The organism is Trichocoleus sp. Lan, assembly GCF_039961855.1.
Lineage (GTDB): Bacteria > Cyanobacteriota > Cyanobacteriia > Cyanobacteriales > FACHB-T130 > FACHB-T130.
This window is the reverse complement of record NZ_JAMPKA010000015.1, coordinates 1-23,237: the sequence shown is the minus strand read 5'-3', so window position 1 is coordinate 23,237 and position 23,237 is coordinate 1. Positions and strand designations below refer to the sequence as shown.

Sequence of the window (23,237 nt, the reverse complement as noted above, 5' to 3'; positions counted from 1 at the left end):
AGTTACAACTAAATAAAGCATAACTATCTGGATTCAGAACCATCGTTCATGGCAATCAAAAATGCATCATGAACAATCGAGCTTATTTAATAAAAGCTGCAAACCGCTACAAGTAACAACTTAGCTGGAGAATGACTGATGTTGTTATCGTGCGCCTTCGCATCTTCCACCCGCTCCAGGCTCACAATCCAGTCAACAGATGGAAATTGAGTTTACCTTCTCTTTAACTGGGTTGATGAGGGTGTGATTCTCCATCGGGTACTAATTTTCGTTTCCTTGAGACATTTATAAGGATACCTATGAACCATCTCACCGCTCCGCTAGTTACAACTCTTCAGCCTCGTTTTGACGTTCGTGACAGTTCGTGACAGATGGAGGTTATCTATTTATTCTTTACAGATCATCTCAATCCTATCGAGCTCTTTGAATCTGAGTAAATTTAATTACAATTCTCTTTCGTAATCATGTTAAAATATCGGTTTTTATTAACATCTCTGATAGTTCTCACCTTCGGGATAACCTCTTGTAGTAGAGAAGAGGAAAAAAAGGCTCAGGTGAGTATTGATGGTGGAGCAGTAGGCTTTCCTATCCATCAATCGGTGGCTGAAGAATTTCAAAAGGTTAAACCTGATGCTCAGGTTAGTGTAGCTTCAAGCGGTACTGGCGGCGGCATGAGCAAGTTTTGTGCTGGAGAAATTGATATCGTTGGTGCTTCACGTTCCATTAGGGATGAAGAAATCAAAAGATGTAAAAAGAAGGGCATTGATTTTGTAGAACTGCCTGTTGCTTTAGACGGAATTGCCGTGATTGTCAATCGTCAAAATAACTTTGCTAAATGCTTGACTATCGAGGAACTTAACAAAATTTGGAATTCCAAATCAGACCGCAAAATAACCAACTGGAATCAAATTAATTCAAAGTTCCCCGACCAGCGGCTCAAGCTTTATGCTCCTGCTTCTGATACTGGAACGTTTGATTATTTCACACAAGCTGTCACTGGCAAAGCAAAAAATAGCCGCACAGACTACACTCCTAGTCACAATCAAAACGTTCTTGTCCAAGGAATTGCGGGCGACACAAATGCTATAGGTTACGTGGGGATATCTTACTATATGGAAAACCAAGACAAGCTGAACTTGGTTGGTGTGGAAAGTCCAAAAGGAGAGTGTGAAAAACCAGTTCCGCTAGACAATGTTGTTAGAAACATTTATCTACCTTTATCGCGTCCCCTCTTTATCTATGTCAGCAAGACTGCCCTAGATAACAAACCTTCGGTAAGAGAGTTTGCTGAGTTCTATCTAGAGAATTCGTGGAAATGGGTCGATCAAGTTGGTTATGTAGCGCTACCCGACGAGGCTTACCACAAGGTAAAACAAAAACTTGCCTCTGGGCAAACGGGTTCTAAATTTAAAGATGCAAAACCTGGCGAGCCGATCGCAAATCTTCTTTAAGAGGAACATAAAATCTACAACAAAGCTTGAAGAAGATTACTCAATTAGTAACAGCATTTTTAGCTGAACTTTATTTATGCAAAATACAAACTTTAGCAATCAATTTAATGGCGCATCCAGGCGATCGCTTGAAAAGCAAGCGTCTGACGATATCCAGGAAAAAATTATCGAGGCGATCTTATTTTGTTGCGCCTTGATTTCTGTCCTCACTACGTTTGGAATTGTTTTTATCATCTTCCGGGTAACGTTTGATTTTTTCCAAGAGGTTTCGTTTGCTCAGTTCTTTCTCGATACTAAGTGGACACCTTTATTTGCAGAGAAACATTTTGGAATTTGGCCTTTGATCAATGGCACTCTAATGACTACGGCTATTGCCATGCTCGTTGCCATTCCTCTGGGTTTATGTTCAGCTATCTATTTAGCCGAATATGCTTCACCCAAGGTAGCAAGAATTTTACGCCCGGCGGTAGAACTGTTAGGGGGAGTACCTACTGTTGTCTATGGCTACTTTGCACTTTTATTTGTTACACCTGTTCTACGCTTATTCCTTCCCCTAGAAATTTTTAATGCCTTAAGCGCTGGGCTAATGATGGGAATAATGATTAGCCCTACAGTGGGTTCCATCAGCTTAGATGCCATACAATCTGTGCCTCGCTCTTTGCGCGAAGGAGCTTACGCAATCGGCGTAACTAAATTGGAAACTATCATCAAAGTTGTCCTTCCTGCCGCTCTTTCTGGAATTGCTGCCTCGATTATTCTAGGCATTTCTAGAGCCGTTGGTGAAACGATGACGGTTCTAATTGCTGCTGGGCAAGAGCCACGAATAAGCCTTAATCCCTTCCAATCAGTGGAAACAATGACAGCTTATATGGCTCAGATTTCAGGGGGAGATAGCCCTCGTGGCAGTGTTAATTACAACACTTTATATGCTGTGGGAGCCGTTTTGTTTTTAATAACGCTTGGGTTGAATGTTGTCAGCCATTGGATTTCTAATCGCTTCAGAGAGAAATACGATTAATAAACATGAGTAGTTCTATTTCCCGAAACAAATCCCAGGAACCACAAGGAGAATTTTCTGCGAATGTAGAGCAGAGAGAAAGCACAGGCAAAATATTTGAAATTATCTTTTTGCTTGGTCTATCTATTGGTTTAGTGGTGCTTGCCGTCCTAGTTTTTGATGTCTTTAAGGATGGGTTAGGGCGGCTGTTGAGTCCTGGCTTTCTGACCGAAACTCCTTCCCGGTTCCCCGATAGAGGTGGCATACGCCCTGCTATTTTTGGCAGTATGCTTCTAGGTGGATTAGTCATGTTAATTTCCGTCCCTATCGGTGTAGGAGCGGCTTTGTATCTGGAAGAATATGCACCGAAAGCTTGGTGGACGGATATTATCGAGATTAACGTTAGTAATCTCGCTGGAGTCCCTTCAATTGTTTACGGTCTACTGGGATTAGGGGTTTTCAATTATCTTTTGAATTTCGGGCCAGCTTTACTTTCAGGGGCACTAACGTTATCGTTGCTGTCTTTACCAGTAATTATTGTGACAGCCAGAGAAGCAATTCGAGCTGTTCCCGATTCTTTACGGCAAGCTTCTTATGGCTTAGGTACAACCAAATGGCAAACGGTGTGGAGTCACGTCTTACCTTATGCGATTCCAGGCATCTTAACAGGGGTGATTATTTCCATCTCCCGTGCGATTGGCGATGCGGCTTCTTTAATTGTTGTCGGAGCTGTGAGTTTTCTCACATTTAATCCTGGGTTGTTTCAGCGCTTTATGGCTCTGCCCATTCAAATTTATACCTATATCACTCGCCCTGAGCCTGGTTTTGCTAATGCCGCAGCAGCGTCAATCATTGTTTTACTGTTATTGATTTTGGTCTTAAATGGTACTGCAATATACCTTCGACAACGCTTCTCTACCTTTAAATAGGGTCTCAATTAAAGTTATGAGTTTCTAGCTTTAATTTAAAAAATGGCTCAGATGCCTCGTAATTATTTCGTGGCGTAAACTCAAAACTCAACGTTCAAAGCTTGAATGTAATAAATACTGGAAACTACACAATATGCGCTCACCAAAAAAATCTCAAAGCACGCAAACTAGCCCAGTTCTTAACGCCCAAGGTGTTAAAGTTTACTACGGTGATTTTCTGGCGCTTCAGGAAGTCGATATGGAAATTCCTGAAAGAAAAATCGTCGCCTTTATTGGCCCTTCAGGATGTGGAAAAAGCACCTTCTTGCGATGCTTCAACCGGATGAACGATCTAATACCTGGAGCAAGGGTAGAAGGCCAGATTAATTACCAGGGTAAAAACATTTATGATGGCAAGATTAATCCGGTAAAAATCCGCCGTCAAGTGGGAATGGTATTCCAGAGACCGAACCCTTTTCCAAAGTCAATTTACGAAAATATAGCCTTTGGCCCTCGTGCCAATGGTTATAAGGGAAATATGGATGAACTGGTAGAGCAATCGCTGCGACGAGCTGCGCTTTGGGATGAGGTGAAAGACAAGTTAAAAGAAAAGGGTACAGCTTTATCTGGAGGACAGCAGCAGCGGCTGTGCATTGCACGAGCGATCGCCATGAAGCCAGATGTTTTATTGATGGATGAACCCTGTTCTGCTCTCGACCCAATTTCAACTCAGCAGGTTGAAGAACTTTGTCGCGAACTTAAAGAACACTACACCATGATTATGGTGACTCACAATATGCAGCAAGCCTCGCGAATCTCAGATTTAACTGGCTTTTTCAATACAGAAACAGATGCGAGTGGCAAGCGGAGAGGAAAATTAGTCGAGTTCAGTCCTACCGAAGAAATTTTCGATTCTCCTCGTACTCAAGAAGCTAAGGCTTACATCAGCGGTAAGTTTGGTTGAGTCATGACAGTAAAAATGCCCGTTATTGCAGCAAGTCTTAGTGAGGATTTTGATGAGCAAGTGGCAATATACTCCCAAGCAAGGGATGCAGGCGATCGCGCAAGTTCAGCATTATCTTGTTAATGCTTTGCAAGCTATTGGACAATGGTGCCAACAACCGATAAGAAGTTGGTGGAACGGACGTTCTCTATGGCGCTTTGTATCCGTGTTTTTGGTAGGAGTTGGCTTGAGCATGGCGATCGCTGCTTGTGGCAGCAACGCTAACTCAGCTTCTAAGGGTGGAGACGTAAAATTATCCCTTGTCTCCTATTCGGTTACTCAAGCAGCTTACGAGAAGATCGTACCGAAATTTGTAGAAAAGTGGCAAAAAGAACATAATCAAAACGTCACTATCGAGCAGAGTTATGGCGGATCTGGTTCCCAAGCTCGTGCTGTCATTGATGGCTCGCAAGAAGCAGATATCGTCCATCTCTCACTTGCCCTTGACACCCATAAAATTGAGGAAGCCGGTTTAATTGAACCCGGTTGGGAAAGAAAATCTCCCAGAGGTGGCATTGTTACCCGTTCCGTCGTCGCTATTGTTACCCGCCCTGGCAACCCGAGAGGCATCAACACTTGGGAAGACTTGACAAAAGATGGTCTGAGTATCATTACCGCTAACCCCAAAACATCTGGTATTGCTATTTGGAATTTCCTGGCTTTGTGGGGTTCTGTGACTCAAAAAGGGGGCGATGAAGCTCAAGCCCGGGAGTTTGCAACCAAAGTCTATAAAAACGTCCCCGTGCTAACCAACAATGCGCGTCAGGCGAGCGATATATTTTTTAAGCAAGGTAAGGGAGATGTCTTACTCAACTACGAAGACGAGGTAATTTTGGCTCAGCAGAATGGTGAGAAACTACCTTCTGTGGTACCCGACGTTAACATTTCGATCGACAACCCTGTCGCTCTTGTAGACAGAAACGTAGATAAACACGGCACCAGACAAATTGCACAAGCATTTGTCGATTTTCTTTACACAACTGAAGCCCAACAAGAATTTGCAAAGTTAGGATATCGTCCCGTTAATCCTAGCGTGGTAGCAGAAGTAGCTCAGAATTATCCCCAACTCAAAACCCTCTTCACCGTTCAAGATTTGGGGGGTTGGGATGATGTCCAGAAGAAATTCTTTGCTGAGGGGGCAATTTTTGACCAAATTCAGGTTGCTGGCAAGATATGAGCCTGCTGATTACACAAGGGCGAGTCCAGCGCGTGCATCCCACTTTTGTAAAACGCCTGACGAGTAAACTCTAGGCGATACAAACGAAGGCTGCCTAGGCAGCCTTCTCCCGATTGCAGGTTCGCGTGGTTAGGCGCACATCCGGGCGCTCCTACAGATGATAAATTTTCAAAAATGGGATGTACGGATGTCAGGACGCGATCGCTACTTTTTCCCCTCGTCATCCCACTTAGCTGAGTTTGTCTACCCAGCCTGGAAAAGATGGCTTGAGAAAGATTCTGACCATCAACCATTTAATCTCGACACATCAACTGTAGATTAATTGCCTAAATTTTACAGCTCTTGGGAATTGGACAAGAGCGCCTGTACATGGCAATCTTTCCTCTGCTCCTTAGTGCCTTGTAATCAATGCGTAGCTAGGCTCTCGTGAGTTATTTTCCGAGTGGAGTTTCCCATCGAACCAGCCAGCCTCATCCCTCAGGTAGAAGTGTTCTTAGTTTTATGGTATTAAATGTACAGTAACTTGAGCGATTAACCGTAGATTCAAGGTATTCATCTAAACCTAATTCGGTTTGTTTATCAAGGGAACCAGTACTTAAGGAAAATGGGGAAAGAGTCGCTATGAGTATTTTGATTCAAGACGTATCTAAACGATTTGGCTCCTTCCAGGCGGTTTCAGAGGTGAATTTAGATATTAAAAGTGGCTCTTTAGTGGCGCTTTTGGGACCTTCTGGATCGGGGAAATCCACTTTATTGCGGCTGATTGCTGGCTTAGAGGCTCCAGACAGCGGCAGAATCAGAATTGCCGATCGGGATGTGACTCAGCAAAGCGTGCGATCGCGCGGCATCGGCTTTGTGTTTCAACACTATGCGCTGTTTAAACACATGACTGTTCGCCAAAACATTGCCTTTAGTCTAGAGTTACGCAAAGCGCCCAAAGTCAGAATTCGACACCGGGTAGAGGAACTTTTAGACTTAGTGCAGCTCAATGGCTTTGGCGATCGCTACCCCTCTCAGCTTTCTGGGGGACAGCGGCAACGGGTGGCTTTGGCGAGAACTTTGGCTGTCGATCCTGAAGTCTTGCTGTTGGATGAACCGTTTGGAGCGTTGGATGCGAAAGTGCGGAAAGAACTGCGAGCTTCGCTGCGACATTTACACGAACGGGTAAATGTCACCACTGTGTTTGTTACCCACGATCAAGAAGAAGCAATGGAACTTGCCGATCAAATTGTGGTGTTTAACAAAGGTCGGGTGGAACAGGTAGGGACTGCCGCAGAGATTTATGACCATCCAGCAACCCCGTTTGTGATGAGTTTCGTTGGTCCAGTGAATGTTCTACCAAGTTCTGCTGGTATTTTTCGCTTGTCGAACTTGGAGTCGCCAACTTCTCATGTGTTTTTGCGTCCCCACGATGTCGCGATCCATACGGTGCCTGAAGAAAATGCTGCCCCAGCCAAGGTCAACCGCATCGTGCATCTAGGTTGGGAAGTTCAAATTGAGTTGCGTTTTAAGGATGGTCAGGAAGTCACAGCTTATATTACGCGCGATCGCTTAAACCAGTTGCAACTGCAACCCCAGCAGCTAGTTTATGTCAAACCCCAACACGCCAAGACCTTCCCCGCATACTCTTTAAATTGAGCAATTAAGTAGAAACAACGTTACTGTTAGGTGCTGCAATGACTCAAGTACAAAGTAGCACCGTTACCAGACCCACTAGAGAGAAGGCTAAACCCAACTTCCAGCCATTGCCTGGACGGTGCGCCTGGGGCGGAAAGAAGTTGCGAAGGCGGACGATGACGACGCCAAAACCCATCAAAGCGATCGCTGTCCGCATCCACCCCAGATAGGTGCGCTCGTTTGCCAAGCGATCGCGCACCCGCGATGAATTCTACCGCCCTTTACTTTTTGTATCGCTCACCATTCACGCTCTATACCCCTGAAAGGGATGTAGTTTAATCGGATTAAATTTCGTAGTGCCAGAACGGTTGTTGCTCTTGCAGAACAATGAAGCGATGAGGCAGGCGCTGAATAATTCCCCGCTTCTCAAATTCATTGAGCAGTCGCGTCACCGTGACTCTGGTAGAACCGATGAGTTCGGCAATTTCCTGGTGTGTCAAGCGCAAATCGATCTGTTTTCCTTGCTCGATTTCACGCCCAAACCTTTTCGCCAGCCAAGTTAACAGTCGCAGGAGGGAAGCGTCCACCGATTTGCAATGCAGAATCTCTATGAATTCTTGAAATTGCTGAATATGCAGAATCATAGACTCGGTGGCTTCGTGACACTTGCTAACCGGCAGAACTTTTACCTCTACCAGCGTTAGGCATTCAATTTGATAAGGGTTAGCCTTGGATAGCACTCTGCCAACAATATCTCCTGGTCCCCATAAACCGAGCGTGATGGTTGTGCCGTCTTCGAGCCAGGTTACGGTGCGAACTACCCCAGTCTCAATTTGCCAGAGATAATTCTGCTCTAAGGGTAATAGAGAGCGCCGAGAAAATGTACGTCGCTTCAGGTGAGCAGAGCTAGGTAATAAAAACGGGGAAGCAGTCATGGATAGTCATCCAATTTTAAAACAGCTACGAAAATCCAGAGCGATCGCAATTACAGTTGCCGAACGCTGGTTGCGGGGATGCGTTGAAGAGGTTTCACCAAATATACTATATTCCGCTAGGAAAACTGTGGATTAAAAAAACAAAATTGTCGCATTCCCGAAATTGTGCGGCAATTGATAGCACGGTATGCGAACAAGAATTGCTTGACTCGCTGGAATTGCCCGATTATTTGGGTGCAATTGTATTGATTGACTCTGTGCAGTCAAAAGCTGTGCAGTCAAAAGATGATGACGCGATCGCTCTAATGTACGATGCGGCTACAGGGGGCGGTTACGAGATAATCGGCTCATAGTAGAAAGCAAGGCTGTTGAAGGGAAGCGTTTAGATGTCCGAGCCATTACTCATCGTCGATGTGCAATCTGGTTTTATCAACGACTTCACGCATCATATCCCGGAGCGTGTTGTCCGCCTTCTCCAGCGTCACGAGTACGCGCCAATTCTGTTTACACGCTTTATCAATGTGTCCGACGGACCGTACTATCGCTTTCTGAACTGGCACGGCTGCGATAGCGACGCAGAAACAAGCCTTGTCTCGGAACTCGAATCCTTTGCCAAACCAGAACTTGTGTTCTCAAAGTCGGGACTGTGCGGAATGCCAGAAGAACTGGTGAACTACCTGCGCGAAAATTCGATTGAGCGGATTTCTGTTGTCGGTATCGATACCGATATGTGCGTGTTGAAGATTGCAATGGATCTGTTCGATATCGGCATTGAACCACTTGTACTGACTGATTGCTGCGCCAGTACAGCCGGTTTGCAAGCGCATTTGGCGGGACTAGCGGTACTCAGCCGCAATATTGGTGCCCAAAGGTTGCACGATGCGGGTCTTGGAGGAGGCATGCTAGCTGCGCCGTAGAAGCAGCAGATAAATAGTTCGGTTAGTAAAAAGACGCGAGAATTTTCCCTCTATAGAGACGCGAGAGACGCGAAGCAGCACCGCTTCGCGTCTCTACAATCTATGCAACCGAACGAATCATCTTATTTATTTTTCTGGAGGGTTTTCGCTTGCTCCAGCGTGATTTCTTTCAATGACTGATAGGAACTAGCATTTGATGCCCCTTCAATCGCTTTAACAGCCAGATCCTGAACCTGCTTGAGGGCAGAATCGAGTTGTTTCGAGAGACTGAGAATTCGCGCATCCTGATTGCGAATCGTCTCCTCTAAAGACTGAATTCTCTGTTCGTGCAAACGCTTTTGCATCTCCACATCTTTAGCATACAAATCAGACTTAATTTTGGTTTGGTAATGGGCAATGCCTTTGCCTTCTTCCTTGGCTTTTTTGATAGCCGCTTCCAGTTCCTTAGGAAATACTTCTACCTTAGCTTTTGCCTCATCATATTGTTTTTCGCGTTCAGCGATCGCTTTCTCCCGCTCATCCCACTGTTTCTCTTTTTCTTGCTGAAATTCTTCCAGTTGCTTATACAAACCTTTCTTGGTTTGATCGTACTCGTCTTGGTTGATGTTGCGTTGGAGTTCTAGATCGTACTTATACTCTTTAGCATCCCGCTGTCTTGTTTTAGCTTGCGTCTCATTGCGCTCCTTTATCGAGCGTTTACGTTCTTCTTGCTCTTTGAACCAAGCGTTTTTTTGCTCTAGTGTTTCTTGTTCTAAATTTTCACGTCTTTGGCTAAGTTCCTCTTCAAAAGTTTTGGAACTTTCTTCATACTGTTGGATGAGCGTATCCAACATTCCTTCTGCGATTTCTAAATTATGCAGTTCTTCTAATTCTTGAACCTCTGTAGCGACAGAACCCCTGAGTTCTTGCAGCTTAGAAGCTTCTAACGTCAGTTTCTCTGACAACTCGCTGACAGCACTCCCGAATCCTAATTGCAGCTTCGCTAGACTTTCAATTACTCGATCCATTTTTTGTTGATCCGCAGCAGCCTGATTCATTGTTATCCTCGATTCCAATGGTTGTTTATCTTTAATCGCTGGCAGGTTACTTTGATTCAGTTGCTTCAGTTGCGAGTCTAACGCTGCTTTCTCTTTACTTAATTCCTCATACGCCGCTAAGATTTCAGCCTTGGTGTTTTTGTCGTTGGGCTTTCTTGCCATTGATAATCTCCTATTTTTGAGAACCGCTATTTATGGAGCCAGCTAGAAGCGAATTTCTAATTTCTCTTTTCGGTACCTGTCAATTTAGCGGAGGAATTTTCAAAGGCTCTCATGGCAATATCTTGTGCTTGCTTCAAGGCGGCTTGAAGTTGGGCAGTCATTTCTGCTATTTGTTCCGATTGTTTTTGAATTGTCTGCTCTAGGGATTGAATTTTAAATTCATTCGCCTGTTTAGTCGCTTCCCACTCTTTTTCATACAAATCAGCTTGCACTTTAGCATCTTGCTGAACGTCTTTAATTGCCTCTTCCCTAGCTTTTTTAACAGCGTCCTCCAATTCTTTAGGAAATCCTTCTATTTTCTGTTGATGCTCTTTAAATTCTGCTTGGCGCTTTGTTAGATTACTTTCTCGCTCTGACCACTGTTTTTCTTTCTCTTTTTCAGATTGTTGCAATTCCCGTTCCAGGTTCCGCTTAATTTCTTCGTACTCATCCGTCTCTATTTTCCGAGTACGTTCTAAATCGTATTGATATTCTTCAACTTCCCGCTGGCGTTCGGCAGTTAATAGAGCATTTTGTTCTTGGAGTGTCGTTTCAAATTCTTCCTGCTCTTTTTGCCAAGATTTGCGGATGGTAGACTGTTGTTTTTCCAGTGCTTCCCGTTCGCTGGCGGTTTTTTGTTCAAGGGATTTTAGGTTTTCTTGGTGTTCTTGCGTCAAGATGTGTAGCGCATCTGCGACGACTCTGACTTGCTGAAGTTCTTGTAAATGCTGCGTTTCAATATCTAACGCTCGTTTGAGTTCGTCTAACTTTGAAGTTTCACCTGTTAATTTTGAGGACAATCCAGAGACAATACTGCCAAACTCTAATTGCAGCTCGGCTAAACCTTTGACAATACGGTCGATGGTATAAGTGGAAGCTGCTTGAAGAACTTCTTTGTTCTTTTCTTTTTCTGCTTCTTGTTCCTTAGTTGCGATTTTTGACTCGATTCTTTTCTTGTCTGCAATTAGTTGTTTGAAGGCTTCTAGAATCTGTTCTTTGCTGTCTTTGGATGCCACTTTATTCATGCTTTCTCTCCATAAAAAAGTTGCTCGGTTGTAGGTAAATTTCCTACAGCAGAGTGTCGCAATCTAACCGGGAACACAGCCTTTAAATAGAACAAATGTTCTATTTTTAGTGCAATATACTCAAGGAATTATGGCATTGTCAAGGGAAAATACGCCGGGAGACAGGTGTATAAAAAGTTACTTCCTGTAGATGGCCTGAGCAGGTAGTCGCCCATGCCAACATTTCAGCAGGCACGGCAATGCCGTACCCCTGCACCGGGGAACGAGAAGGTGAGGTAGGGATGAGAGTTAGTAGGTTGATTGGGTAAGGGTTTGGTGAATTTGGTCTAACACTTCTGCCATCGATAGGGTGGGCACGCGCAGAATTTTGGTAGCGATCGCGCTGAGGATTTCCGGCAACTCTAAGGTAGGTTCATCGACCCCATCATTTTGATGCTCAAGCACCAAAATCGGCGGCAGAAAAGGCATCTGTCTCAAGGAAGCCAGCGCCTCCATCAAGGCTGGATTTAGCTCCATGTCTGCCAGATCGATCAGCAATAAATCAACGTTTTGCTGTTGAAGTTGCCGCAATACTTCAGTCCAAGAGCGCGAAAGTATACTTCTAAACCCGGCTTTTTGTAGGTAGTGAATCAGAGGCGATGCCTTCGAGCTGCCCCGCTGGGGTTTCGCGAACAATCGAGGGTCGAAGGCTTCGGTGGTCGGGTAGCGATTGACGCTTGCCGACAAATCCATCAGCGATCGCGCATCGACGACTAAAATGCTTGGCTTACAGCTCATCCCGACGGCAATCTGAATCACCTGCAATAAGGCGGCGGTGTGATCGTTCCCATCTCCTGCCAAACAGGGAAAGACACAAAGACTGCTCACTTGATTTGCCGCCTCAGTCGTCGGGCGATCTAGCGTTACTAAAGGTAGAGAAGCTAGGGTCGTCTGTGAGGCAAGTTGTTGGAGATAGGCAAGCGGATCTTCTAGACCCCCACCATCGAGGATAACGACATCCGGCTGCCAAACGCGAGCCAGAAGTTCTGCCTGCTCTAGATCGTCGGCTTCTAGAACCCGGTGATTTGGCGAGAGTCCCAATGCGGTGGGCGAAAATTCTATCGCGGCTTGCTCAAGAGAAGTGAGATGTAAAATCGTCAGGCTGACGTTGGTGCATTGCTTTGGCTTGGTTAAACAAGTCAGGCTGTGGCGTAAAGTTTCCGCCTGGACTGGCAGCGTTAAAAAGCCATCTGCTCGGTTGGAGGCGGCTTGCTCTTTTTCGGCGTTAGCGGCTGTCACGATGACTGGAATGTGGCAGGTTTGGTCGTCTGATTTGAGCAGAGTCAGCACGTCCCAGCCGGAAAGCAGGGGCAAGCACGGGTTGAGCAGTATGGCTTGTGGCTGAAATCGCCGTGCTTTTTCGAGGGCTTCTGTCCCGGAACGAGCGATCGCAGCTCGATAGCCTAAACTGGTGAGTTGCTGAGTGAGATGGTCGATGTACTGGGGTGCGGCTTCAACGATCAAAATCAACCGATTGCGGTTCAAGGATGAACGATGGGGAGTGAAGGATGCATCCCGATTTTTTTGAGCCTTCATCCGGCTTCCTTCCTCCTTGCGCGTCGGGGGAATCGGAGGAAGTAGCAGGGTAAACTGGCTTCCCTCACCGGGTTTGGAGATAAAGGAAACATCCCCACCGTGCAGACGAGCCAAACCTTGGGTTAAAACCAGCCCCAACCCCGTCCCGTCAAAGCGGCGGGTCATCGGGTCTTCTAGCTGTTGAAATTTTTGAAAAATTAAATGTTGTTTTGCCTCTGGGATACCAATGCCAGTGTCCCAAACAGTAAAAGCAATCCAGCCTTCCCACCGACTAACTTTCAGTCCAATTTCGCCGCCCGCTTCGGTAAATTTGAGGGCGTTGGAAAGCAGGTGAGTGAGCATCTGGCGCAGACGCAAATCGTCCGCCACAATCGTTTCTAATCCAGGTTCGATACTGAGCGTAAAACCCAGTTCCTCTTTGGCGTTGCTGACTGGTTCATGCCCCGTTGCCGGTTGGTCTTTTAAGGTCTGGAGTTGTCTCGCTTGAGATAAGGCGCGATCGCACACTGTCAGAAGATTCACGGGTTCTGGCGACAGTTCCAACTGCCCCGTCTCCATGCGGGTCAAATCTAAAATATCGTTGACCACCGTCATCAACTGACGCCCACTCTGATGAATCAGCTTTGCATAGCGTTCCTGTCGCTCGTTCAGCTGTCCCAGTACCCGATCCTTGAGCAAGCTGGATAAACCCAGCACGGAAGTTAGGGGAGTCTTCAGTTCGTGGCTGATACAGGCTAAAAACTCATCTTTCATCCGGTTGAGTTGCACCAAATCCGCATTTTTAGCCGTTAGTTCCTTGGCAACCTGCTGCTGTTCCGTGATATCAGTTGCCATCACCAGCCATAAGTCAGTGCCGAGTGCTGAAGATTGCGGGTCAGGATTCAGTGAAGAGGAAGAAGCGGGAAGATAAGGATTTCCTCGGAACTCCTGTACTGGGGTTTTGCCTAAGGTTTCGAGAAGTTCTAACTCAGCCCCGTTCTGCCACAGGGGAATTTTGACAAACTGCCAAATGCGCTCGTTGCTCTTTTTCCAGGTTCTAGAAGGTTGGGTTGCTGAGGAATTATCGAGAGGGTTATTTAGAGTCAGGGTGGCTTCTGTCGCTGACATCACGCTGGCAGAATCACCGCTAACAGAGGCTTCATCTGCACCCAAATCGGATCGGTTGCTTTGCTTTGAAGGCTCCCATCGCCGAGCAGGCTGAATTTCCTGGGCGCTAGAACTTCCGGCGAATATCTCACTCCACACCGAGGGCAAGGAATCTAATCTGGCAGGTGCCTCTTGCTGTACTACGGGTGGGTTAAAGCTTTCCCCAATCTGCTGACGCCAAGTTAGGTTCTGGGCGATCGCTTGTCCAGAACTTGTTTGCAACCTTAAAGGCAATGGCAGTTGTTCCAACAGTTGCACTAAGGTTCTGTGCCCGCCGTGCGATTGCCCCACTTGTCCCCCTGTCGGCTTCTCCGCAGCAGGGCGTTGAACTGTGTTTGTTGCGACTGACCAAGGGAAGGGCGGTTTGCGTAGATGTCCGGATGCCTGGAGGGCGGCTTCTCGGAGCGGGGTTGCTTCCCGCAAGGCGATCGCGTCTTCTTGGAGTTCTCCTGGGGTATAGGCTTGGGAAGCTCTCTTCTGACTACTGCCGATGCCCCATTCCTCGCTGCCTTCGGCGGTTGCCATGAATTTCAAGATCCGCTGGCTATCTAACAAACCCAAGAATTGATGAGTGGGATCGACCACAGCCCAATGTTGCGGTGTTTGGGAATTGCATGAGCGCAAATACAGGCGAAATTCCTTCAGAGACAGCTGACTCGGTAACGTTGTCAACCGTTCAATCAGCGGAAAATTTAGATGACACAGGGGTTGCTGTAAATCCAGCGTCAAAGGAGCAACTAAATAATTTTTTTGGCTGAACGAATTTGTTACTAGAAGATGAGGCATCATTGCCCGCAGATTGATGACTCCCAGTGGATGTTGTTGTTCGCTGACCACCACCAGGCGATCGCAACTACCAGAGCTAAAAATCTCCAGCACCCTCACCAATGCCACTGTTTGTTCGCAAACGGGAACTGGCTCGATAAATTCCTTTAAACTGGGAGTGGATATGGACATGACCAACCTGGCTAGGGGAAAGTGCAACAAGAACGCACGCAGTACGTCGCCGCTCGAATTCATCGCTGAGGCTCAGTAGGTGCGGAGATCGCTTGGGTTTTTCCCTGCCTACAGCCTATAGGTATTTAAAAAGGAGTTGACAAAGGTTGAATTTCGTAGAGCTAGTTTTAAAAAAGCAAAAACAAGGTACTGCTCAATTATGCCTCGGTCGAGGGGGCTTCTTGAGCCTACTAATTACAATTAATAACAATTGGATTAATGATTAAATTAATATTACGTAGTTAATGAAGAATGCCAGTGAGAGATCCTCCTCCTGAGCGATGTCTCCAGACAAACAGTAATTTAATTTCTACTCTAGAATAGTTAAAGTTTTGCATCATCCGCTGTCTATTTGTACTTTTGTGCGCTCGGAGTCGCTGGCACAGTCCTTACGCGATTCATTGTGCAGCGAATCCCCCAAAGAAGCGATCGCCGTTGAACATCGCTATCTTCTAAACCAGATATCGTCCTTACCGGAGTTGTTTGACTGGGTTGAGCAGTACAAGCAACAAATTGATTGTTTGGTTTTACAAGAAGACTCATCGTTGCGCCCCCTCGTCAATCGTTTGTACGAACAAGGCATACTGCTGCCAGTTGTGATTTTATCTGGGGTAGCAGACGAAGCCAGTCAGGGATCGACCACCCTAGAGGGGCAAAATCCCCCCCGTACCGCCCCGAATTCTACCCAAGCCTTGGAGACTTACATCTACCACCCTGGGGAAGTTTATGTAGCTGCAACCGAAGCGGACAAGATCGCGCGGTTGATTGAACGGGCGATCGCTCAGTTTCTTACTCTTGCTCCCACCTGTCTCCTGCCAGATCGCTCCATCACCGTCGATCCCATCACCGAGTTGCATACTCAAAATTTTCTCATGCTACAGCAGCGACGGCTGTCTGAAAAACTTAAGGAGCGATTAGGATACTTGGGTGTGTACTATAAGCGAAATCCACAGTCTTTTTTCCGCTATCTATCCCGAACGGAGAAGCAAGAACTTTTACAGCAACTACGAGCAGAATACCGCAAAATTGTTCTCAGTTACTTTTCCACAGAGAGTACACTCAATCAAATAATCGACCAATTTGTGACAACGGCTTTTTTTGCCGATCTCTCTGTTTCTCAAATTGTTGAAATTCACATGGAATTAATGGATGATTTTTCCAAAAAACTGAAATTAGAGGGGCGGAGTGAAGAAGTCTTACTGGACTATCGATTGACTTTAATTGATGTCATTGCTCACTTGTGCGAAATGTATCGCCGTTCCATTCCTAGAGAGTCATGAGCCTACGCTTTAAGCGATTCATTTAAAGCAGACTCCGAAAAAAACCTTAGACTTTAGACAATCCCGATTTCCCACTCCAAAACTCTTACCCTAATCCCTAAGCTATGAGTGCGCTAAAGAAAACTTATGTTCTCAAGCTCTACGTTGCTGGAAATACTAGCAATTCTGTACGAGCTTTGACAACACTCAAAAATATCCTCGAACACGAGTTTCAAGGTGTCTACGCTCTTAAAGTGATCGATGTTCTCAAAAATCCGCAACTGGCAGAGGAAGATAAAATATTAGCCACACCCACCTTAGCAAAAGTATTACCGCCTCCAGTCCGCAAAATCATTGGGGATCTTTCAGATCGGGAAAAAGTCTTGGTAGGGCTAGATATTCTCTATGAAGAACTTGCTGAAGCCGAAGCGGATTTATAAACTTTAATTCGGACTGGAGACTTTAGACTTTAAACTGTTGTAGGTTTCCTAGCCCGTTTTTGCAAGTAGAGCCAATTTTTGCGACTGAAGAGCGATGAGTAAAACTAATCCGATTGAGCCACAAGCCGAATTGGCTCCGGTGGGAGTACAAAAAATCCGGACGATGATTGAAGGCTTCGATGATATTAGTCATGGAGGCTTACCTTTAGGGAGAACTACCTTATTCAGTGGTACTTCTGGAACTGGCAAGACATTATTTGCCGTTCAATTTCTTTATCATGGAATTGCCTATTTTGATGAGCCTGGGGTATTTGTTACCTTTGAAGAATCTCCTACCGATATTATCAAAAATGCCTCCAGTTTTGGTTGGGATCTGCAACGCTTAATTGATGAAGGAAAGTTATTTATTCTGGATGCTTCACCCGATCCGGAAGGGCAGGAAGTCGTCGGGAACTTTGACCTTTCCGCCCTAATTGAGCGGATTCAGTACGCCATTCGTAAATACAAAGCTAAGCGGGTTTCTATCGATTCTGTCACCGCTGTTTTTCAGCAATATGATGCTGCTTCTGTGGTACGAAGAGAAATTTTTCGCTTAGTAGCTCGCCTCAAACAAATTGGCGTCACTACGGTGATGACGACGGAACGGCTCGAAGAATATGGCCCGGTGGCGCGGTTCGGAGTAGAAGAGTTTGTTTCCGATAACGTGGCAATTGTCCGCAACGTTTTGGAAGGAGAACGCCGTCGTCGCACGATTGAAATTCTTAAACTTCGTGGCACCACTCACATGAAAGGGGAATACCCTTTCACCATGACCAATAATGGCATCAATATTTTCCCGCTAGGAGCGATGCGGCTCACCCAGCGTTCTTCTAATGTCCGGGTGTCTTCGGGTGTTAAAACCCTTGACGAAATGTGTGGAGGTGGATTTTTTAAAGATTCTATCATTCTGACAACGGGTGCCACGGGTACTGGCAAAACGCTTTTAGTCAGCAAATTTTTGCAAGTTGCCTGTACGAACAACGAACGTGCCATTTTGTTTGCCTACGAAGAATCTCGTGCCCAACTGTCTCGCAATGCCTACTCTTGGGGCATTGATTTTGAGGAGATGGAACAAAAAGGATTGCTGAGAATCCTTTGCACCTATCCAGAGTCGGCTGGGTTAGAAGACCACTTGCAGATGATTAAGTCGGAAATTGCTGAATTCAAGCCGTCTCGCATTGCCATTGATTCGCTTTCGGCATTAGCTCGAGGCGTCAGCAACAACGCCTTCCGGCAGTTTGTGATTGGTGTTACAGGTTATGCCAAGCAAGAGGAAATCACTGGCTTTTTTACCAATACCACAGACCACTTTATGGGTTCCCACTCGATTACGGATTCCCATATTTCCACCATTACAGACACGATTTTGATGCTGCAATATGTGGAAATTCGCGGTGAAATGTCCCGCGCTATCAATGTCTTTAAAATGCGGGGTTCGTGGCATGAAAAAGGCATCCGCGAGTACACGATTAGTGATGCAGGAGCTGAAATTAAGGATTCGTTCCGGAATTACGAACGAATTATCAGTGGTTCTCCTACTCGGATTGCGGTTGATGAAAAGAGCGAACTCTCCCGAATTGTCAGAGGGATGAGGGAAAACACTGACGATACAGAAATCTAATACTGCTTTCAGCATCTGGAATCGGTAACGACTCTATCTTTAGGCTTATATCCGAAGATATACGGATATAAGCATTTTCTCACCCACAACCCGGAGTGCGGTCATTTTTCCTAATTTGGAAACAGATTGAAAACGGTTAAATCGCCTAGAAGCCTTGATTTTACGAGAAAATCCAGAATTTATTGTCTTGAGAATTTCAGTCTTCTTTACAGAAACTTTATACTTCTGCGGTCAGCTCTCTTTTTATTTAAAGCTTAAGTAAAGATAAGCTCTCAGCCATAGCAATATTTTTGAAGGAAAGATTAAATATAAAGAACATCAGTCCGGATATTTACGGAGTTACCCGAATCTTTAAGGCTGGGGTACTGAAGAATACAAAATAGTCGCTTTCATCCAACCACAGCCTAGGGGAGGAGATTGAGTCAAATGCCGACCTTAAAAAAATCTCAACTTCAGTTAAACAATTTTCAACTGCTCAATGAGATATTTTTCCCGAAAAACTATGAAGCTGATTCCAGATTGAATCTGAAGCAAATCTGGGAGAAAGCTTCACTGCAATGGGAACAAACTACCCTTTCTCAAAAAACTCCTAAAGAAATTTGGGAGAATATTCCGACAGGCAAACATTTTGATTCGATTTTGGATCTGGGTTGTGGATATGGCAGACATGCTGCCTATCTTTCAAAACAAAAAAAAATTACCTGCAATCAGTATTACGGAATAGATATTTCCGAAAATATGCTGCGTCGGATGTTGACCTTTCATAAGGCATACAATTTATTCTCTTCATCGGATTTTTCTTTGATTTGTATGCCAATGGGTCAGTTGCCCTTTGAGGACAATTCAATAGAATTTGTAATCTCAAGTAGTGTTTTTCTTCACCTAGAAAAACAACAACTCAGCAAGAACCTGGCAGAAATTGCTCGTGTCATCAAGCCAGGGGGAGTCTTTATTTTTGAGGATTTATTTTACAACCGATACTGTCCGGCAAATATTCTGGATAACGTTTTGAGGAAAGTCAGGAAATCCGGACTCAATTTAGCCGATTTAAAGCAATACTCGTTGCGGGAAATCAACTGGCTGCTGAAAAATTCCCAACTCTCGCAAAAATGCCCCCAATACACGATAAAACCCCATAAATCTGCCCTGCTACCAGAACAACTGAGGGGAGTTGATATTTCTGCTTCGCCAGATATCGAGCGGGAAGTGAATCCTTCCAAATTTTTAAAAGGGATTTTGGCGAGTGGTTATTGCGTTTACTCGAAAGGTTAAAGTTTAAAGGCTAAAGAAGAGACGCGATCGCGCCTCTTCTTTTTAGGGCTTTTGTCGATTGACTAATTAAATGTCATCTTGACAAATTATTTGTCGCAGTTAAATCAAAGCCTGTAACCATCACTATACAAGGGTTACAGGCTATTTTACTATCTTTACCCTCATTTGGAGTCAATTGACAAATTAAGTGTCTAATCTCTGGAAATTGCCAAATTAGTTGTCCAAGTTCGGAAATGAGGATTTTTATCATCTTTGACAGATTGTTTGTCGCTATCAGTATAATTGTACTATGTTGCAATTAAACAGTATTGTTGAAAGATGACGGCAGATAACCATGATGCCTCTGCAATTGTGACCGAACTCTCGCATGAGGCGAAACTGAAGCTAGACATTATTGAGAGTTTGCTGGAACCGTGCGATCGCCAAACTTACGGGCAACGACTCAAAGAAGCTGCCAAGAAACTTAGCAAATCAGTAAGAACGGTGCAGCGATTGGTAGAAAAGTGGCAAGCAGAAGGTTTACTAGCCTTAACTGGCACAGAGAGGGCAGATAAAGGCAAGCATCGCATTTCTCAAGAGTGGCAAGACTTTATTATCAAAACCTACCGTGAGGGGAATAAGGGTAGTAAGCGGATGTCCCGCAAGCAGGTTGCTTTAAGGGTTGAAGTTAGAGCTAAGGAATTAGGACAAGAGGATTATCCGAATTACCGCACGATTTATCGAGTATTACAGCCCTTGATTGAAGCGCAAGAGCAAAAGAAAGGGGTTCGTAGTCCAGGGTGGCGAGGTTCACAGTTATCGGTTAAAACCCGCACAGGTGAGGATATTTCAGTGGAGTACACCAACCATGTGTGGCAGTGTGACCATACTTGGGTCGATGCGCTGGTGGTTGATATAGAGGGAGAAATTATAGGTCGCCCCTGGTTAACGACAGTAATTGATACTTACTCACGCTGCATTCTGGGCATTCGCGTGGGGTTTGATGCGCCAAGTGCTCAAGTAGTAGCGTTGGCGTTGCGTCATGCGATGTTACGCAAAAACTATGGGGCTGAGTATGGGTTGCATTGCCAGTGGGGAACGTATGGCAAACCAGAATACTTATTTACAGATGGCGGCAAAGATTTTCGCTCGGAACACTTAAAGCAAATTGGCGTACAGTTAGGTTTTAGTTGTATTCTACGCGATCGCCCTAGTGAAGGTGGTGTGGTTGAGCGTCCGTTTGGGACTCTGAATACAGAGTTATTTTCGGGATTACCTGGATACGTTGGATCAAATGTGCAGCAACGTCCGGAACAAGCGGAAAAGGAAGCTTGTTTAACTCTGCGGGAATTGGAAAAGTTAATTGTCCGCTACATCGTAGATAGCTATAACCAACGGATAGATAAGCGCATGGGAGATCAGACGCGCTATCAGCGTTGGGAAGCAGGTTTATTAGCAACGCCAGATTTAATTGGTGAGCGAGATTTAGATATTTGTTTGATGAAGCAAACCAATCGCTCAATTTACCGAGAGGGCTATATCCGCTTTGAGAATTTGATGTATCAAGGAGAGCATTTAGCAGGATATGCAGGGGAACGGGTGGTTTTGCGCTATGACCCTAGAGATATTACCAGTGTGCTGGTTTATCAACGGCAAAAAGATAAAGAAATATTTTTAGCTAGGGCGTATGCCACTGGATTGGAGACAGAACAAATATCGTTGGAAGAAGTTAAGACAAGTAATCAGAAGATTCGGGAAAAAGGGAAAACCATCAGTAATCATTCGATTTTGGAGGAAGTAAGAGACAGAGATATTTTTGTTGCCAAGAAAAAGACCAAGAAGGAACGACAGAAGGAAGAACAAAAACAATTACACTCTGCTGTCTTGAAATCCAAGCCTGTTGAGGTTGAACCAGAACCAGAGATTGAAGATACGCCAGTACCGAAAAAGAAACCAAGGGTATTGAATTATGACCAGTTAAAAGAGGATTATGGGTGGTAATCATGGCAGAAAATAAAGCTCAATCTGTCGCCGAACAATTAGGAGAAATTAAGTCGCTAGATGCCAAATTACAAGCGGAAATTGAACGATTAAGAGGCAAAAGCGTTGTGGAGTTGGAGCAAGTTAGCAAACTCCATGATTGGTTAGAAGGGAAAAGGCGATCGCGTCAATCTTGTAGAGTTGTCGGGGAGTCGCGGACAGGAAAAACTGTAGCTTGTGATTCTTATAGATTAAGGCACAGACCAATTCAAGAAGTAGGAAAACCGCCGATTGTGCCTGTAGTGTATATTCAACCTCCACAAGAATGTACTTCAGGCGAATTATTTCGGGTGATTATTGAGCATCTGAAATACAAAATGGTTAAGGGAACGGTGGGAGAAATTCGTAGTCGGACGCTACAGGTTCTTAAACGCTGCGGTGTAGAAATGTTGATTATTGATGAGGCGGATCGGTTAAAGCCCAAGACTTTCGCTGATGTGCGGGATATTTTTGATAATTTGGGTATTTCTGTGGTTTTAGTAGGAACAGATCGCCTTGATACCGTGATTAAGCGTGATGAACAGGTTCATAACCGTTTCCGTGCTTCTTATCGTTTTGGCAAGTTGCAGGGGAATGAGTTTCAAGAAACTGTAGAGATTTGGGAACAAGATGTATTGCGTTTACCTGTACCGTCAAATCTGGGTACTAAGCAAATGTTGAAGATTTTAGGCGAAGCAACGGGTGGTTATATCGGGTTGATGGATATGATTTTGCGGGAAGCGGGAATTAGAGCTTTAGAGAAGGGATTGATGAAGATCGATCAGGCAACTTTGCAACAGGTAGCACAGGAATATAAGTGATGGATCAGATTCAACCTTGGTTGTTTGCGATCGCACCACTAGAAGGCGAGAGTTTAAGTCATTTTCTAGGGCGTTTTCGACGGGAAAATAATTTATCTACTTCAAGGTTAGGGAAAGAGGCAGGAATCGGTGCTGTTGTAGCACGATGGGAAAAATTCTATCTCAATCCGTTTCCATCGCGCAGGGAGTTGGAAGCGTTGGCGAAGGTGGTTCAGGTGGATGCGGATCTCTTGTGGGAGATGTTACCGCCTGAAGGGGTGGGGATGAAGCACGAACCAATTCGTTTGTGTGGGGCGTGTTATGGTGAGTCCCCTTGTCACAAGATTGAGTGGCAGTTTAAGACAACACAGGGATGCGATCGCCACCAGCTAAGTTTACTTTCAGAATGTCCCAACTGTGGGGCAAGGTTTAAAATTCCGGCTTTGTGGGCAGATGGATGGTGTCAGCGTTGTTTTACAACTTTTGCAGAAATGGGAAAAATGCAAAAGGGTAAAAGAAACAGTCTGTGATGATTTACCATAACTGCATAATTTTTGTAGAAAACTAATTTAGCTCACTTACCTTCATCAGAGACAACACGAATAGCTTCTTGGATTGATTCGAGGGCGCTACGGATTTCAGCTTTGAGTGCTTTGGCTTGCGTCTGAATTGCGTCAGCGTTAGTCCGTAAATTATTTAGGTAAGTATTAATTTTGGTAATACAGTCTAATGCCGTTTCAATTCGCTGTATCTGCGCCTCTATAGCACCGCAATCCAGTTGAGACGAATAATTTGGTTGACTCGCTAATTGTTGGCGAATAAT

22 protein-coding genes and 1 pseudogene are annotated in these 23,237 nt (G+C 45.0%); 16 read left to right on the top strand and 7 right to left on the bottom strand.

Annotated features, from left to right (window positions below; all coding sequences use genetic code 11):
* The first annotated feature begins 464 nt into the window (after positions 1 to 464).
* From NDA03_RS14690 to NDA03_RS14670, 5 genes are all read left to right on the top strand, one after another.
* Positions 465 to 1,451 carry a PstS family phosphate ABC transporter substrate-binding protein gene (locus tag NDA03_RS14690; RefSeq protein WP_190415956.1) on the top strand — a complete coding sequence of 329 codons (987 nt, stop codon included), beginning with the start codon at positions 465 to 467 and terminating at the stop codon, positions 1,449 to 1,451.
* Between the two features lie 76 nt (positions 1,452 to 1,527).
* Complete coding sequence (pstC, locus tag NDA03_RS14685; protein ID WP_190415955.1) at positions 1,528 to 2,469, top strand: phosphate ABC transporter permease subunit PstC; 942 nt, start codon at positions 1,528 to 1,530, stop codon at positions 2,467 to 2,469.
* A gap of 5 nt (positions 2,470 to 2,474) precedes the next feature.
* Positions 2,475 to 3,377 (top strand): phosphate ABC transporter permease PstA, encoded by a 903-nt coding sequence (gene pstA / locus NDA03_RS14680; protein ID WP_190415954.1) that lies wholly within the window; start codon positions 2,475 to 2,477, stop codon positions 3,375 to 3,377.
* 133 nt (positions 3,378 to 3,510) lie between these two features.
* The gene (pstB, locus tag NDA03_RS14675) at positions 3,511 to 4,320 is read left to right on the top strand and encodes a phosphate ABC transporter ATP-binding protein PstB (RefSeq protein WP_190415953.1); all 810 of its coding nucleotides are present in this window, start codon (positions 3,511 to 3,513) and stop codon (positions 4,318 to 4,320) included.
* 52 nt (positions 4,321 to 4,372) lie between these two features.
* A complete protein-coding gene (locus tag NDA03_RS14670) occupies positions 4,373 to 5,536 on the top strand; it encodes a sulfate ABC transporter substrate-binding protein (RefSeq protein WP_348238405.1) in 1,164 nt (387 codons plus the stop codon).
* Here NDA03_RS14670 and NDA03_RS14665 read toward each other — a convergent pair.
* Positions 5,515 to 5,829: a hypothetical protein gene (locus NDA03_RS14665; protein WP_190415951.1), complete on the bottom strand. Its 315-nt coding sequence runs from the start codon at positions 5,827 to 5,829 to the stop codon at positions 5,515 to 5,517. The genes NDA03_RS14670 and NDA03_RS14665 overlap by 22 nt on opposite strands.
* A gap of 328 nt (positions 5,830 to 6,157) precedes the next feature.
* On the opposite strand from NDA03_RS14665, the gene NDA03_RS14660 reads away from it, so the two are divergent.
* Positions 6,158 to 7,174: a sulfate/molybdate ABC transporter ATP-binding protein gene (locus tag NDA03_RS14660; RefSeq protein ID WP_348238403.1), complete on the top strand. Its 1,017-nt coding sequence runs from the start codon at positions 6,158 to 6,160 to the stop codon at positions 7,172 to 7,174.
* 46 nt (positions 7,175 to 7,220) lie between these two features.
* Here the strand turns inward: NDA03_RS14660 and NDA03_RS14655 are convergent.
* Positions 7,221 to 7,412: pseudogene (locus NDA03_RS14655) on the bottom strand (DUF202 domain-containing protein); the annotation flags it as partial.
* Between the two features lie 85 nt (positions 7,413 to 7,497).
* Complete coding sequence (locus tag NDA03_RS14650; protein WP_190415949.1) at positions 7,498 to 8,088, bottom strand: Crp/Fnr family transcriptional regulator; 591 nt, start codon at positions 8,086 to 8,088, stop codon at positions 7,498 to 7,500.
* Between NDA03_RS14650 and NDA03_RS14645 the strand changes: the two genes are divergently transcribed.
* From NDA03_RS14645 to NDA03_RS14635, 3 genes are read left to right on the top strand one after another with little or no spacing between them, the layout of a single operon-like run.
* Complete coding sequence (locus NDA03_RS14645; protein WP_190415948.1) at positions 8,087 to 8,224, top strand: hypothetical protein; 138 nt, start codon at positions 8,087 to 8,089, stop codon at positions 8,222 to 8,224. The two genes, NDA03_RS14650 and NDA03_RS14645, sit on opposite strands and share 2 nt — an antisense overlap.
* Before the next feature lie 10 nt (positions 8,225 to 8,234).
* Positions 8,235 to 8,441 carry a hypothetical protein gene (locus tag NDA03_RS14640; RefSeq protein ID WP_190415947.1) on the top strand — a complete coding sequence of 69 codons (207 nt, stop codon included), beginning with the start codon at positions 8,235 to 8,237 and terminating at the stop codon, positions 8,439 to 8,441.
* 33 nt (positions 8,442 to 8,474) lie between these two features.
* A complete protein-coding gene (locus NDA03_RS14635; RefSeq protein ID WP_190415946.1) occupies positions 8,475 to 9,005 on the top strand; it encodes an isochorismatase family cysteine hydrolase in 531 nt (176 codons plus the stop codon).
* Between the two features lie 122 nt (positions 9,006 to 9,127).
* Here NDA03_RS14635 and NDA03_RS14630 read toward each other — a convergent pair whose 3' ends face one another.
* From NDA03_RS14630 to NDA03_RS14620, 3 genes are all read right to left on the bottom strand, one after another.
* Positions 9,128 to 10,204 (bottom strand): hypothetical protein, encoded by a 1,077-nt coding sequence (locus NDA03_RS14630; RefSeq protein WP_190676543.1) that lies wholly within the window; start codon positions 10,202 to 10,204, stop codon positions 9,128 to 9,130.
* 56 nt (positions 10,205 to 10,260) lie between these two features.
* Positions 10,261 to 11,268, bottom strand: a complete 1,008-nt coding sequence (locus tag NDA03_RS14625; RefSeq protein WP_348238401.1) for a hypothetical protein — start codon at positions 11,266 to 11,268, stop codon at positions 10,261 to 10,263.
* Between the two features lie 288 nt (positions 11,269 to 11,556).
* On the bottom strand, positions 11,557 to 14,946 hold the full coding sequence (locus NDA03_RS14620; protein ID WP_348238399.1) for an ATP-binding protein: 3,390 nt from the start codon (positions 14,944 to 14,946) through the stop codon (positions 11,557 to 11,559).
* A 371-nt stretch (positions 14,947 to 15,317) separates the two neighbouring features.
* Here NDA03_RS14620 and NDA03_RS14615 point away from each other — a divergent pair, with 371 nt between their 5' ends.
* The 7 genes from NDA03_RS14615 (at position 15,318) to NDA03_RS14585 (ending at position 22,944) form a co-directional block, all read left to right on the top strand.
* Positions 15,318 to 16,265 (top strand): circadian clock protein KaiA, encoded by a 948-nt coding sequence (locus NDA03_RS14615; protein ID WP_190437320.1) that lies wholly within the window; start codon positions 15,318 to 15,320, stop codon positions 16,263 to 16,265.
* Between the two features lie 104 nt (positions 16,266 to 16,369).
* Complete coding sequence (gene kaiB / locus NDA03_RS14610) at positions 16,370 to 16,684, top strand: circadian clock protein KaiB (protein ID WP_190415941.1); 315 nt, start codon at positions 16,370 to 16,372, stop codon at positions 16,682 to 16,684.
* A gap of 94 nt (positions 16,685 to 16,778) precedes the next feature.
* A complete protein-coding gene (gene kaiC / locus NDA03_RS14605; protein ID WP_190415940.1) occupies positions 16,779 to 18,344 on the top strand; it encodes a circadian clock protein KaiC in 1,566 nt (521 codons plus the stop codon).
* 426 nt (positions 18,345 to 18,770) lie between these two features.
* Positions 18,771 to 19,616, top strand: coding sequence for a class I SAM-dependent methyltransferase (locus tag NDA03_RS14600; RefSeq protein WP_190415939.1), 846 nt, complete (start codon positions 18,771 to 18,773; stop codon positions 19,614 to 19,616).
* 318 nt (positions 19,617 to 19,934) lie between these two features.
* A complete protein-coding gene (locus NDA03_RS14595; RefSeq protein ID WP_348238397.1) occupies positions 19,935 to 21,596 on the top strand; it encodes a Mu transposase C-terminal domain-containing protein in 1,662 nt (553 codons plus the stop codon).
* 2 nt (positions 21,597 to 21,598) lie between these two features.
* Positions 21,599 to 22,435 (top strand): TniB family NTP-binding protein, encoded by an 837-nt coding sequence (locus NDA03_RS14590; RefSeq protein WP_348233326.1) that lies wholly within the window; start codon positions 21,599 to 21,601, stop codon positions 22,433 to 22,435.
* A complete protein-coding gene (locus NDA03_RS14585; protein ID WP_190529036.1) occupies positions 22,435 to 22,944 on the top strand; it encodes a TniQ family protein in 510 nt (169 codons plus the stop codon). Before NDA03_RS14590 ends, NDA03_RS14585 begins: the two co-directional genes overlap by 1 nt.
* 44 nt (positions 22,945 to 22,988) lie before the next feature.
* On the opposite strand, the gene NDA03_RS14580 is transcribed toward NDA03_RS14585, so the two are convergent.
* Positions 22,989 to 23,237, bottom strand: a 249-nt coding sequence (locus NDA03_RS14580) for a hypothetical protein (RefSeq protein ID WP_348238395.1), incomplete at its 5' end; no start/stop codon positions are given.